10 protein-coding genes, 1 tRNA gene and 1 pseudogene are annotated in these 12,110 nt (G+C 70.6%); 5 read left to right on the top strand and 7 right to left on the bottom strand.

All coding sequences use genetic code 11. The annotated features are described in order from the left end of the window. The 4 genes and pseudogenes from Q0C38_RS20955 to Q0C38_RS20940 all read left to right on the top strand — a co-directional run. Positions 1-599 (top strand): annotated as a pseudogene (locus tag Q0C38_RS20955) (hypothetical protein); the annotation flags it as partial. Positions 600-607: 8 nt separating this feature from the next. Continuing rightward, positions 608-1,495 (top strand): division plane positioning ATPase MipZ, encoded by an 888-nt coding sequence (locus Q0C38_RS20950; protein WP_291299081.1) that lies wholly within the window; start codon positions 608-610, stop codon positions 1,493-1,495. A gap of 52 nt (positions 1,496-1,547) precedes the next feature. Next, positions 1,548-1,622 (top strand) — tRNA-Thr (locus Q0C38_RS20945). A 287-nt stretch (positions 1,623-1,909) separates the two neighbouring features. Then, positions 1,910-3,340, top strand: coding sequence for a hypothetical protein (locus Q0C38_RS20940; protein WP_291299080.1), 1,431 nt, complete (start codon positions 1,910-1,912; stop codon positions 3,338-3,340). A gap of 123 nt (positions 3,341-3,463) precedes the next feature. On the opposite strand, the gene hemW is transcribed toward Q0C38_RS20940, so the two are convergent. Beyond that, positions 3,464-4,618, bottom strand: a complete 1,155-nt coding sequence (gene hemW, locus Q0C38_RS20935; RefSeq protein WP_291299079.1) for a radical SAM family heme chaperone HemW — start codon at positions 4,616-4,618, stop codon at positions 3,464-3,466. A gap of 115 nt (positions 4,619-4,733) precedes the next feature. Between hemW and Q0C38_RS20930 the strand changes: the two genes are divergently transcribed. Then, positions 4,734-5,129, top strand: coding sequence for a hypothetical protein (locus tag Q0C38_RS20930; RefSeq protein ID WP_291299078.1), 396 nt, complete (start codon positions 4,734-4,736; stop codon positions 5,127-5,129). A gap of 99 nt (positions 5,130-5,228) precedes the next feature. On the opposite strand, the gene Q0C38_RS20925 is transcribed toward Q0C38_RS20930, so the two are convergent. The 6 genes from Q0C38_RS20925 to rph form a co-directional block, all read right to left on the bottom strand. Further along, complete coding sequence (locus Q0C38_RS20925; protein WP_291299077.1) at positions 5,229-7,310, bottom strand: hydantoinase/oxoprolinase family protein; 2,082 nt, start codon at positions 7,308-7,310, stop codon at positions 5,229-5,231. Beyond that, a complete protein-coding gene (locus tag Q0C38_RS20920) occupies positions 7,307-9,097 on the bottom strand; it encodes a hydantoinase B/oxoprolinase family protein (protein WP_291299076.1) in 1,791 nt (596 codons plus the stop codon). Before Q0C38_RS20920 ends, Q0C38_RS20925 begins: the two co-directional genes overlap by 4 nt. Positions 9,098-9,255: 158 nt before the next feature. Then, positions 9,256-9,636: a RidA family protein gene (locus Q0C38_RS20915; RefSeq protein ID WP_291299075.1), complete on the bottom strand. Its 381-nt coding sequence runs from the start codon at positions 9,634-9,636 to the stop codon at positions 9,256-9,258. An 85-nt stretch (positions 9,637-9,721) separates the two neighbouring features. Next, complete coding sequence (locus Q0C38_RS20910; protein ID WP_291299074.1) at positions 9,722-10,705, bottom strand: tripartite tricarboxylate transporter substrate binding protein; 984 nt, start codon at positions 10,703-10,705, stop codon at positions 9,722-9,724. Positions 10,706-10,772: 67 nt separating this feature from the next. Beyond that, entirely contained in the window at positions 10,773-11,381 is a 609-nt protein-coding gene (locus Q0C38_RS20905; RefSeq protein ID WP_291299073.1) for a non-canonical purine NTP pyrophosphatase, read from the bottom strand. Beyond that, entirely contained in the window at positions 11,374-12,090 is a 717-nt protein-coding gene (gene rph / locus Q0C38_RS20900; RefSeq protein WP_291299072.1) for a ribonuclease PH, read from the bottom strand. Before rph ends, Q0C38_RS20905 begins: the two co-directional genes overlap by 8 nt. Positions 12,091-12,110: the final 20 nt, after the last annotated feature.

Raw genomic sequence — 12,110 nt, 5'->3', positions numbered from 1 at the left:
TCGAGGAGTCGGTCGAGCTCGCGCCCGGGCTTCCGGCGGCGCACGCGGCCCGCGTCGCGGCGCTCGAGGCGCGGGGCCAGCGGCGGCGGGCGGAAGGCGCACTCGAACGTGGCATGATCGCTGCCGCCCACCCGATGCTGGCGGCACTGGCGCTCGCCCCGCGACCGCGCGAGAACGCGACCGAACGCTCACGCCGCGTCGAGGCGCTGGCCGGCTACGCCCGGGGCCAGGGCGAGGCGGAGCTGATGGCAGCGCAGGCCGCGCGCGAGGCAGGTCTCTGGGCCAAGGCGCGCCGCCATCTCGTGCTGGCCCGCGAGGCAGGGCTCGGTGACCGGCGGGTTTTCCTGATGCTGGCGGAGATCGCGACCGCAGAGCATGGCGATACCGAAGCGGGCCGCGCGGAGGCAGAGCTTCACCTGCACGAGGCAGCCGCCGCGCAGGCGGAGCCAGCCTGGTGGTGCGGCGTGTGCGGTGCGCGGCATGAGGCGTGGGCGCCGGTTTGCGGGGAGTGCGGCTCGGTCGCCTCGCTGCGCTGGGGGAGCGTGGCGGCAGCGGTGCAAAGGCCGCCGCTGATGATCGCCTCCGTCCCCGGGCTCTGAGGGCGTTCATGCAATCCGTCGGCATCGAGCGTCGTGCGCATGTGATCGTTCTCGGCAACGAGAAGGGGGGCTCGGGCAAGTCCACCGCCGCGATGCACGTGATCGTGGCCCTTCTCCGCGAAGGCTACAGCGTTGGCGCGATCGACCTCGACGCACGCCAGGCGACGTTGACGCGCTATCTCGAGGCGCGCGCCCATTTCGCCGCGTCGAAGGGCGTGGCGCTGCCGTTGCCGGAGGCGCGCGCGGTGCACCGGAGTGAGGCCGACCGCCGCACGGAGGCGGAAGCCGAGGAGAAGGCCGGGCTTGCCGCGGCGATGGCAGCGCTCTCGCCGCAGAACGATTTCGTGGTGATCGACAGCCCAGGCTCCGACACGCATCTCTCGCGCCTCGGCCACGCGCGGGCCGACACGCTGATCACGCCGATCAACGACAGCTTCGTCGATTTCTCGATGCTTGCGCGGGTGGACCCAGACGACCATGCGGTGGTGAGCCCCTCCGTCTACAGCGAGATGGTGTGGGAGGCGCGCAAGGCCCGCTTCGCGCGTGACCGGGGCCGCCTCGACTGGATCGTGATGCGCAATCGCCTCGGCTCAGCCGAGGCGCGCAACAAGAAGGACGTTGGCGCGACCTTGGATGTGCTCGCCAAGCGCATCGGGTTCCGCACGGTGCGGGGCTTCGGCGAGCGGGTGATCTTCCGCGAGCTGTTCCTCCAGGGCCTGACGCTGATGGACGTGAAGGAGGCCGGGGTAGGCGTGTCCTTCAGCATGAGCCATGTGGCGGCCCGCCAGGAGGTGCGGAGCCTGGTGGCGGCGATCCGCAAGGGCCCGCCTGGCGATGTGTGGCGTGTGGCGGGATCTGCGCCGGCAACGCTTGCGCCAGCGGGCGACGCGGCGTAGAAGGCCCGCGCCCGGTGGCGGGGTTCCCCTGCCCCTGGAGCCATGCCTGTGCGCCGACATAGCTCAGCGGTAGAGCAACTGATTCGTAATCAGTAGGTCCCCGGTTCAAATCCGGGTGTCGGCACCAGCACTTGGCAGACATGTGCACAGGGCCGGGTTGCGATGCGGACCCGTCGGGGCCGGGTGCTCGCAGTCGAATACGCGGTTGCCCGACACGGCTGGCCGCTTGGAGGCCGCCTGCCCGGCCAAGCAAGCAGGGCGCCGGGGCAAAAGAAAACGCTGGCCCGCGGGAACCGACCCAACCGCGGCAAGTTCGCGAAGGGGGTGCCTCGCCGCGTCACGCGCCCCGTCAAGAGGCCCCATGCCGAGGCCCCATGACACGGCCCCATAACACGGCCGCGGCACGAGGCCGCCATGACCCATGCAGCCCATCCGGATACGGAACGAGGCTGGAGAGCCGGCCTGCCCAGCCAGGCATCGGCCGAGCGCGCGGCAGCGATCGTCATCGCCAGCCCGCTGCTGGTCTGGCCGGCACTCCTGAACGGCTACCCGATCATCTTCGTCGATACGGCAGCGTATCTCCTGCACACGATCACGGGCGAGGCGCCCTGGGACAAGACGGCCGCATACGGCCCGTTCCTCTGGCTCTTCCACCAGGGGTTCAGCCTGTGGCTCTCAGTCGCCGCGCAGGGGCTGATCCTCTCCTCGGTGCTGTGGCTCACGCAGCGCGTTGCCTGCGGTGTCGTTTCGCCCACGCGCCATCTCCTGCTCGCGCTCGGGCTGGGCGGCCTGTCCTCCGCGCCCTGGTTCGCAGCGACGGTGATGCCGGATTTCTTCACACCCATCGTCGTGCTCTGCCTGTTCCTGCTCGGCTTCGGCGAGGCGAGGCTGAGCCGCGCCGAGATGGCCGGCACGGGGATCCTCGGCGCGGTGGCGATCGCCGTTCACCTCTCGCACCTGCCGACGGCGCTGGCGCTGGTGATGCTCGTGCTCGTGATCCGCAGACGCTGGCAGCCGACGCTGCGCGCGGCGCTGCCGGTCATGGCGGCGATCATGTTCCTGCTCGGCACCACCTGGCACGCCACGGGGCGAGTCACGCTGTCGGCCAACGGCGCGGTGTTCCTGTTCGCCCGGCTCCAGGCAGACGGTCCGGCGACATGGACGTTGCGCGACCGCTGTCCCGCCTCGGACTGGTATCTCTGTGACTTCATCGATCGCATGCCGATGGACAGCGACCACTTCCTGTGGAACCCGCGCAGCCCGCCGGCGATGGACGCTGCCGGACGGCACCGCCCGATGGGTGCCGTGCTGCTCGCCCCCGAAGCGCGCGCGGTCGTGGCGGCCACGCTGCGCGCCTATCCCGCCGATGTCGCCGCCGCGGCACTCCGCAACACCCTCGCGCAGCTTTCCAGAACGCGCGTGGGCGACATGTTCGACGAGGCCGATCTCGACCAGTTCGGCGAAGGCGTGCTCGCCCGCGGCTTCCCGGCGCGGGAGCGCGCGGCGTTCGCGCAAGGGGCACAGATGCAGGGCGCGCTGGCCCGGCTCGCCGCGCCGGCGCTGCGGCTGCATGGTGCCGTTCTCGTCCTGTCCGCGATCCTGCTGGTCGCTGTCGCATGGCGACCGGCATTCCGGGCCGACCGGCAGCGCCTCGGCCTCGTGCTCTGCATCCTGCTCGGCATGGCGGCGAACGCCTTCGCGACCGGCGCGCTCTCCAAGCCGCATGATCGCTACCAGGCGCGGATCATCTGGCTTCTGCCGCTCGGCGCTGCCATCGCGGCCTGGCCGGCAGGGCTCGTGTTCCGCGCGCGACCCAAGGCGCCGGCTCTCGAGCCCATGACCTGACGCAGGATCCACTCAACGGCGATCACGGGCGGCATCGGCGCTCTGGTCCGGACGGTCGTCTGATGGGCCCGGGACCGAGGAAACGCGTCGTGCCGCAGCCACGCTGCCGCGCGGGGAAACGTCCTACCGCACCAGCGCCGGCAGAAGCGCGTCGAGCCGCATCCGCCCTGCCGCCGTCGCGGCGAGCGCGCCATCCTCCTCCCAGAGGAGCCAACCTTCCTCGAGCGCTGCCGCGAGGGTGCGAGGGTCGAGCGCGTCGGTCAGCCCCATCCCAGCGCGGGCGGCGAAGCGGGCAGGGTCGATCCCGCGCGTGAGCCTGAGGCCCATCAGCAGCATCTCGCGCGCCCGCGCCTCCGGCGGCAGCGCCTCCTGCTCCCGCACGCCGTGGCCGCGCGTCTCCACCGCCTCCATCCACGCCTCGGGCGCGCGGATGCGGGCCATCGCGGTGGGCACGCCATCGCGCGGCAGGCGGCCATGCGCACCGGGGCCGATGCCGGCATAGTCGGCGTAGGTCCAGTAGGCGAGGTTGTGGCGGCTCTCCGCCCCCGGTCGCGCGTAGTTCGAGACCTCGTAGGGAACGAGGCCGGCGCGCGCCGCCTCCTCCACCGTCGCGTCATACAGCGCCGCCTGCGCGGCATCGTCGGGCAGCACGATCTCGCCGCGCGCATGCGCACGCTCGAACGGCGTGCCGGGCTCGATCGTCAGCTGGTAGAGCGAGAGATGGTCGAGCCCATAGCCGAGCGCGCGGCGCACCTCCTCCCGCCACGCAGAGATGCTCTGGCCCGGGCGGGCGTAGATCAGGTCAAAGCTCGCGCGCGGGAACAGGCTGCGCGCCTGGGCGAGCGCCTCGAGTGCCTGCGCGGCCGAATGCCGCCGCCCGAGGAAGCCGAGTGCCGCGTCGTCAAGCGCCTGGATGCCGAGGCTGATGCGGTTCACCCCCGCCTCGCGGAACCCGGCAAGCCTGGCGAGCTCGACGCTCGTCGGGTTCGCCTCCAGCGTGATCTCCGGCTCCACGTCGGCCGGGAACGCCGCCCGCGCGGCGTCGACCACGGCAGCGACCGTCCCGGGCGACATCAGGCTCGGCGTGCCGCCGCCGAAGAAGATGCTGCCGAGCGGGCGTGGGCCGACCAGTGCCGCCTCGTGCGCGAGCTCGGCCAGGATGGCCGCGCGGTAGCGCGGCTCGTCCAGCCTGTCGCGGACATGGCTGTTGAAGTCGCAATAGGGGCAACGCGCCGCGCAGAACGGCCAGTGGACGTAGAGGGCAATGGGCTCTATCACGAAACCGATGTGGTGGCGGGTGTGCCGCCGCACCAGCGCCCGTGGCGCGTGGCAGAGATCGTCGCCTTGCCAAAGCGCCGATCCGGGCCACGTGCGCGCGGGCAGGAATGCACCCATGGCAGAGGACGTGCTGACGACGATGACGACGCCAGAGAAGCTGCACGCGCAGCGGCGCCTGACCGGCCCCACGTCACTGTCGCGGGTCGATGTTCGCAGCCTGTTTCGCTGGTGTCTCGCGGCACCCGCGCTCGCGGCGTGGCCGTTCCTGTCGGCGTTCCCGCTGTTCGAGATGCTGTCGAGCGAGCCCAGCGGCTGGCTGATCACCACGCGCTCGATCCTGCTCGCCACAGGGTTCTGGGCGGCACTCGGCGCCTACATCGCCTTTCGTCTCGCGCGCTTCCCGGGGGCGGGGGAGATCAAGCGTGATGGCGGGCTTGCCATCGGCCTCTACGCCGCGGCATGGATCTCGGCGTACATGGTCATCTACCTGCTCCCTCTGGCTGCCCGCTAGATCCACATCCGCCTCCACGAGTAGCGGTGCGATCCGTAGGCGGATGACAGTGCCCGCAGGCAAAGGGCTGGATCATGATCCGCTGCAGCGGATCATGGTCTAGCCGCGCTCCAGCACCAGGTTGCCGGCCGCGTCGCCGCGCACGCGCCAGCCTGGCGGGACGAGGCAGGTCGCGTCGTACTCGGCGACGATCGCCGGCCCGATCGCACCGGCCGCGGCGCTCTCGCGCGAGAGCAGCGGCGCATCGCGCCAGCCGTGCGGGCCGAAATAGGCACGCCGCGACCCACCGCCCGCAGCGCGATGATCGGTCACCACGCGCTCGGGCACGGGGGGGCGGACGGGAATGCCGCGGCCGATCATCTGCATGGCGACGATCTCGACAGGCTCCGCAGGCCCCGCCGCGTAGCCGAAGGCCTGTTCGTGCACGGCGGCAAACAGCGCGGGAAGGGCGGCCAGAACGGCGGCCGCGTCGCCTTCGGGCAGGGCCACAGGCAACTCCGATGACTGTCCCACGTACCGAAGCTCCGCCGTTGCCGTGAAGGCCTGCCGAGCCGGCGGGAACCCGTCATCGGCAAGCCGTGAGGCAGCCTCCGCCGCAAGCTGGTTGCGCGCAGCGGCGAACGAGGTGGGCGACACCTTGTCGAGCCGCCCACGGAACGTTGCGGACAGGTGATGCTCGACATCGGCATAGAGCAGACCGAACGCGGAGAAGAGCCCCGGTGCAGGCGGCACCATCACCGCCTCCATGCCGAGTTCCTCGGCCATCGCCGCGCCTAGCAGCGGGCCGTTGCCACCGAACGCGAACAGCGCGAAGCGCCGCGGATCGCGCCCCCGCTCGACCGAGACGGCACGGATCGCGCGCATCATCGTTGCGACCGCGATGCGCACCATCCCATGCGCCGCCTCCTCGAGCGTGAGGCCGAGCGGTGCGGCGATGCGCGTCGCGAGCGCCGCGGCGGCGGCGTCACGGTCGAGGGTGATGGCACCACCGGCAAGCCCCGCCGGGTCGAGCCAGCCGAGCACGAGCGCGCAATCGGTGATCGTGGGCTCGGTTCCCCCGAAGCCGTAGCAGACAGGACCGGGGCGCGAGCCGGCGCTGCGCGGGCCTACCTTCGGCGCGCCCCCGGCATCGAGCGACACGATCGAGCCACCGCCTGCGCCGACCTCGGCCAGGTCGATCGCAGGCACCTTCAGCGTGTAGCCTCCGCCGGTGAGCAGGCGCGAGCCCTGCATGATGCCGCCACCGACCTGGAACGCAGCGGCGCGCGCGGCCTCGCCCTCCTCCACCATCGCTGCCTTGGCGGTGGTGCCGCCCATGTCGAACGTCACGATCCGGGGAATTCCGAGGCGCTGGGCGAGCGCGCGCGCACCGATCACGCCAGCCGCCGGCCCGCTTTCGACGATCGTCATCGGCAGCGAGGCAGCCTGTGCGGCCGGCAACAACCCGCCATTGGACTGCATCAGCATCAGCGGTGCCGCGATCCGTTGCGATACCATACCGTTGCCGAGTCGAGCCAGATAGGCGCGCACCACGGGCAGCAGGTAGGCGTTGATCACAGTGGTCGAGGTGCGCGGATACTCCTTGATCTCGGGCAGCACCACGTGGCTCAGCGAGACGGGAAGCGACGGTGCGATACGGGCGGCAACGGCCGCGACCACGCGTTCGTTCGCGCCGTTGGCGTGCGCGTTGATCAGGCAGACCGCCAGGCTCTCGATGCCATGGTCCACCAGGCGCCCGATCGCGGCCTCGATCTCGGCCTCGTCCGGCGCGCGGGAGATGGTTCCGTCAGCGCGCGTGCGCTCGGCGATGCCGAGGCGGTGGCGACGCTCGACCAGCGCCGGCGGCTTGGTCCAGCCGACGTCGTAGAGGCGCGGCATGCGCAGGTCGCGGATCTCGAGCGTATCGCGGAAGCCTTCGGTGGTGATCAGGCCGGTGCGCGCGCCACCACGCTCGAGAACAGCATTGGAGCCGATCGTCGTCGCATGCAGCACGGCCGCAAGCTCGTCCGGTGCGATCGCGGCTTCGGCCAGGAGTACCGCCAGGCCCTCGACGATGCCGCGCGCATAGTCATCGACCGTCGAGGGAACCTTGCGCGTGCGCACAGCGCCCTCGTCCGACAGCAGCACGATGTCGGTGAAGGTGCCGCCGATATCGATGCCGGCGCGCCAGGACGCGGTCACTGCCCCGCCTCCCGCCACGGTGTCCATGAGACGCGCGGTGTGGCCGTCCAGGCGCGCGCCGCGGTGAGGCGTTCGCGCATCGCCTCGGTCGCCACCACGTCGACCTTGCCGGCGACGAGGACGACGCCGTAGTCGCGCGCGGCCGCATCGGCCGTCACGAGCTCCTGCACGACGTCGGCGAGCACCGCCTCCGGGTCGCGCGTCAGCGGATCGCCCCAGCCGCCGGCACCTGGCAGCTCGTGGCGGAACACATCACCATTGCGGATCGTCATCGTCAGCTTCGCGGCGAGCAGCGCCTCCGCCTCGGTGCCAGGGTTCATCATGTTGAGCGAGGGCGTTCCCGGCTCGCCGCCATAGAGCCCGTAGGGGCGGTGGGTGCGGCGATCGGCGCGGACCTGCAAAACGGCCTCGTGTTCGAGGAAGCGCCAGTCACGCCGGATGGAGACGCCGCCGCGATACCTCCCCGCCCCACCCGTGTCGGCCACGAATTCGTTGCAGAGGACCTCAAGAGGCTGCTCCGCCTCGATCACCTCGGCCGAGTGACTCGCCATGTTGGCGAACATGTTCGTGTTGCCGTCGAGACCATCCGCCCAGGGCCGCCCGCCCCATGCGCCGGAGAGGAAATCGACATAGATGAAGGGGCGTCGTTCCTTCGTCCATCCGCCGATGCTGATGCCGGTATTGCCGCCATCGGAGGCCGCGTAGACCAGCTCGGGGTAGAGCATCGCCAGCGCGCCCATCGCGCAATCGACCATGCGGAAGCCGGTGAGGCCGCGCGCGGCGCAGGCCGCAGGCAGCACGGCATTGGCGATCGTGCCTGGCGGGGCGATGACGTCGACGATGCGGAACACGCCATCGTTGTTCGGGAGTTCCGGCGGCAGCACGCATTTTGCCGCGGTGAACGAGGCGCCGCGCGTGTACGACAGCGTGTTGTTGATCGCACCCTTCACCTGCGGCGACGAGCCCGTCCAGTCCATCACCATGCGGTCGCCGCGCTTCGTCACGCGGCAGAAAAGGCGGATCGGCACGCCAGCGTCGATCTGGTCGTCGTCGATCCAGTCCTCGAACTCGGCCTCGCCGTCGGGGAGGGCAGCAATGGCAGCACGCGTCATCCGCTCGGTATGGTCGGTCACCTCCTGCATCAGCGCCATCACGGCATCGGGCCCGTGCGCGGCGACGAGGTCGACCATGCCGCGCTCTGCGATCGCGCACGCGGCGAGCTGGGCGCGAAGGTCGCCCATCACGCGATCGGGCACGCGCACGTTGCGCTCGATGATCGCGAGCAGCGTCGCGTTCGGCACGCCACGCTCGTGCAGCTTCAGCGGCGGGATGCGCAGGCCTTCCTGGTAGATCTCGGTGCTGTCCGACGCGTTGGAACCAGCCACGCGGCCGCCGACATCGGTGTGATGGCAGATCGTTGCGGCAATGGCCACGATGCGGCCCTCGTGGAACAGCGGGCGGAACACGAAGATGTCGGGCAGGTGCATGCCGCCCTGGAACGGATCGTTCATCGTGATCACGTCGCCCTCGGCGATGTCGCCGGCGAAATGGGCGAGCGCGGCCTGGAGCGCGACCGGGATCGAGCAGAGATGCCCCGGCAGCGACAGGCCCTGCGCCACCAGCCGCCCCTCTGCGTCACAGAGCGCGGTCGAATAGTCCATGATGTTCTTCAGCACGCCCGAGTAGCTCGCGCGGTAGATCGTGAGCGACATCTCGTCGGCCAGCGCGACGATGGCGTTGCGGAACAGTTCGAACGCGATCGCGTCCCGTTTCGGTGTGTCGGTCATGGTGTCCCGGATGCGAATCCCGTGCCGCGGGCGCCGATGCGCGCGGTGGCGCGAAGCTTGCACAGGCCTTCCGTGACGCCAAGGGGCGGCGCTTGCAGGCCCCACGGTCCCCTCTCCCCCCTCGGGGGGAGAGGGGCAGGATGAGGGGACCCCGCGCTCTATTTCCCAAGCCAGGCGGTCGCGTCGATCTCGACCTTCAGCCCCTCGGTCGCGAGATCGACGATCACGGTTGCCCGGTGCGGCGGCTCCTCCGGGAAGTACTGCCAGAACACTGCGTTCATCGCGGCGAAATCGGCCCGGTCGGTGATGTAGAGCGTCACCTTCGCGATGTCCTTCATCGTGCCGCCGGCGGCTTCCACCAGTGCCTTGATGTTCTCGAGCGTGCGCATCGTCTGGCTCGTGATGTCCGGCCCCTCGAGCGACCCGTCGGGCTTGTAGCCGACCGAGCAGGCGTAGAGCGTGTCGCCGCAACGCACGGCCTGGGGAAACGGCATCGAGGCCTTCCAGGCACGGTCAGACGAGACTGGGGTTTTCGGCATCGCTCGGGCTCCCTCACGCGGCTGCGGCGACGAGCATCGCCCGCCGCCGCGCCCAGCGAAACCCCGCGTGTGGAACGTTCCGCGATCAGACGTTCTGTTTCTCGATGCCGGCGGCCGCAGCAGCTGCGCCCCACTTCTCGAGCTCCGCTGCGACGAAGCGCGTGATCTCCTCGGGGCTGGAACTCACCACCTCGGCGCCGAGGATGCGGTGGCGGTCGATCACGACCGGCAGCTTCAGCGCCTCGGCCACCGCCTCGTTGATGCGCGCGACCACGGGCGCGGGCATGCGCGCAGGTCCCATCACCATGCCCCAGGTCGAGGCCTCGAAGCCCGGCATGAACGCCTCGCCGATCGTCGGCACATCGGGCAGCTGCGGGGCGCGTTGCGTCCCTGTCGTCGCAATCGCCTTCAGTGCGCCTGATTGGATGTGCGGCAGGGCCGCGGGCACCGTGTCGAACATGATGTTCACGCGGTTGGCGATCAGGTCAGGGTGCGCCTGGGTCGAGCCGCGATAGGGGATGTAGGTGAACTCGACGCCGGAACGCTGCGCGAACAGAACGGGTGCGAGGCGCACCACGCCGCCGGTGCCGGCGAAGGTCACGTGGCCCTTGGGGTTCGCCTTCGCGTAGGCGACGAGCTCCGCCGGCGTCGATGGCCCGAATGCCTTCGGCGCGCAGAGCACGAGGGGCGTGCGCGTCGTCATCGAGATGAAGGTGAAGTCGCGCAGCGTGTCGAACGGGAGGCGGTAGAACGCCGCGTTGACAGGATGCGCGACCGAGACGAGGGCGAGCGTGTGGCCATCGGGCGCTGCCTTGGCCACGAGGTCGGTGCCGATGATGCCATCGGCGCCAGGCCGGTTCTCGACCGGAACGGGATGGCCGAAGCGTGCCGCCATCGGTTCGGCGATCAGGCGCGCGGTGATGTCGCTCACGCCCCCTGGCGTGTAGGGCACGACCATGCGCACCGCGCGGTTGGGAAAGGCAGCCTGGCCGAATGCGACCTTCGGGGCGACGGGCGCGGCGAGCAGGAGTGCTGGCGCGGTGAGCGCCGCGCGGCGGGTGATCGACATGGGTTGCTTCCTCCGGGTTGTTCCTGCCGGATAGTTTGCACCCGGAACGGTTCGCCGGGAAGCTCGCCTACAGCGCCTTCGCCTCGAACAGCGCGAACGCCGCGGCGCGGTGGCTGATCGCATGCTTGGTGGCGGGGTCCATCTCGCCGAAGGTCTCGACATGGCCGGCGGGAACGAACATCGGGTCGAAGCCGAAACCGTTGGCCCCGCGCGGCGGCCACACCCAGGCGCCGTCCACCCGCCCCTCGAACACCTCCACCTCGCCATCGGGCCAGGCGAGCGCGAGAACGCAGACGAACCAGGCGCCCACGTCGTCGGGCTCGCCGCAATTGGCGCGCACGCGTGCCATGCCGACGGCATAGTCGCGCCCGCCACCGGGCAGCATCGCGGCATCGGCCGTGCGCACGCCGGGGCCGCCACGCAGCGCGGCGATGCAGAAGCCGCTGTCATCGGCCAGCGCCGGCAGGCCTGACGCTTTCGCCGCCGCAACAGCCTTGATCGTTGCGTTGGCGGCGAAGGTCTCCCCCGTCTCATCCGGCTCAGGCAGCCCGAGCGCGCCGGCGCCGATCGTCTCGATGCCGTAGGGGGCGAGCAGCGCGCCGATCTCGGCGAGCTTGCCGGCATTGTGCGTGGCGATGACCAGGCGCTGCCCCCGCGCGAGGCGACGTTCAGCCATTCACGGCTTCCTTCTGGAGGTCGAACAGCGCCGAGCAGCCGCCGCGGGCGAGCGCCATCAACTCGTCGATCTCGCGCTGGGTGATCGGGCGACGCTCGGCCGTCGCCTGCACCTCGACGATGCCGCCGCCCGCCGTCAGAACGAAATTCCCGTCCGCCTCCGCCTCGCTGTCCTCGGCGTAGTCGAGGTCGAGCACGGCAGCACCCTTGTAGATGCCGCAGGAGATCGCCGCGACCTGGCCCCTGATCGGCGTTGAATTCAGCACGCGTGACCGCACGAGCTTGTTGAAGGCGCAGGACAGCGCCACCCACGCGCCGGTGATCGCGGCGGTGCGCGTGCCGCCATCGGCCTGGATCACGTCGCAGTCGAGCGTGACGGTCATCTCGCCCATCGCCTTGAGGTCGATCACCGTGCGCAGCGACCGGCCGATCAGCCGCTGGATCTCCTGCGTGCGGCCCGATTGCTTGCCGCGCGCCGCCTCGCGGTCACTCCGCGTGTGGGTCGAGCGTGGCAGCATGCCGTATTCGGCCGTGATCCAGCCCTGGCCCTGGTTGCGCAGGAAGGGCGGCACCTTGCCCTCGACCGATGCGGTGCAGAGGACGTGGGTGTTGCCGAACTTCACGAAGCAGGAGCCTTCCGCGTGACGCGAGACGCCGGTTTCGAGGGTGACGGGGCGGAGCGCATCGTGGGCGCGGCCTGAGGGGCGCATGGGCGGCCTTTTCTTCGTGT

Source organism: Elioraea sp. (assembly GCF_022842375.1).
Lineage (GTDB): Bacteria > Pseudomonadota > Alphaproteobacteria > Acetobacterales > Acetobacteraceae > Elioraea_A.
Note: the sequence above shows the minus strand (reverse complement) of the source record. Positions and strands in the feature narration are given on the sequence as shown.

What these genes read in the sequence shown, in the direction of transcription:
- Q0C38_RS20950 (WP_291299081.1), top strand. Translation starts at nt 608, where the DNA reads ATGCAATCCGTCGGCATCGAGCGTCGTGCGCATGTGATCGTTCTCGGC.
- Q0C38_RS20940 (WP_291299080.1), top strand. Translation starts at nt 1,910, where the DNA reads ATGACCCATGCAGCCCATCCGGATACGGAACGAGGCTGGAGAGCCGGC.
- Q0C38_RS20930 (WP_291299078.1), top strand. Translation starts at nt 4,734, where the DNA reads ATGGCAGAGGACGTGCTGACGACGATGACGACGCCAGAGAAGCTGCAC.
- Q0C38_RS20920 (WP_291299076.1), bottom strand. Translation starts at nt 9,097, where the DNA reads ATGACCGACACACCGAAACGGGACGCGATCGCGTTCGAACTGTTCCGC.
- Q0C38_RS20915 (WP_291299075.1), bottom strand. Translation starts at nt 9,636, where the DNA reads ATGCCGAAAACCCCAGTCTCGTCTGACCGTGCCTGGAAGGCCTCGATG.
- Q0C38_RS20910 (WP_291299074.1), bottom strand. Translation starts at nt 10,705, where the DNA reads ATGTCGATCACCCGCCGCGCGGCGCTCACCGCGCCAGCACTCCTGCTC.
- Q0C38_RS20905 (WP_291299073.1), bottom strand. Translation starts at nt 11,381, where the DNA reads ATGGCTGAACGTCGCCTCGCGCGGGGGCAGCGCCTGGTCATCGCCACG.
- rph (WP_291299072.1), bottom strand. Translation starts at nt 12,090, where the DNA reads ATGCGCCCCTCAGGCCGCGCCCACGATGCGCTCCGCCCCGTCACCCTC.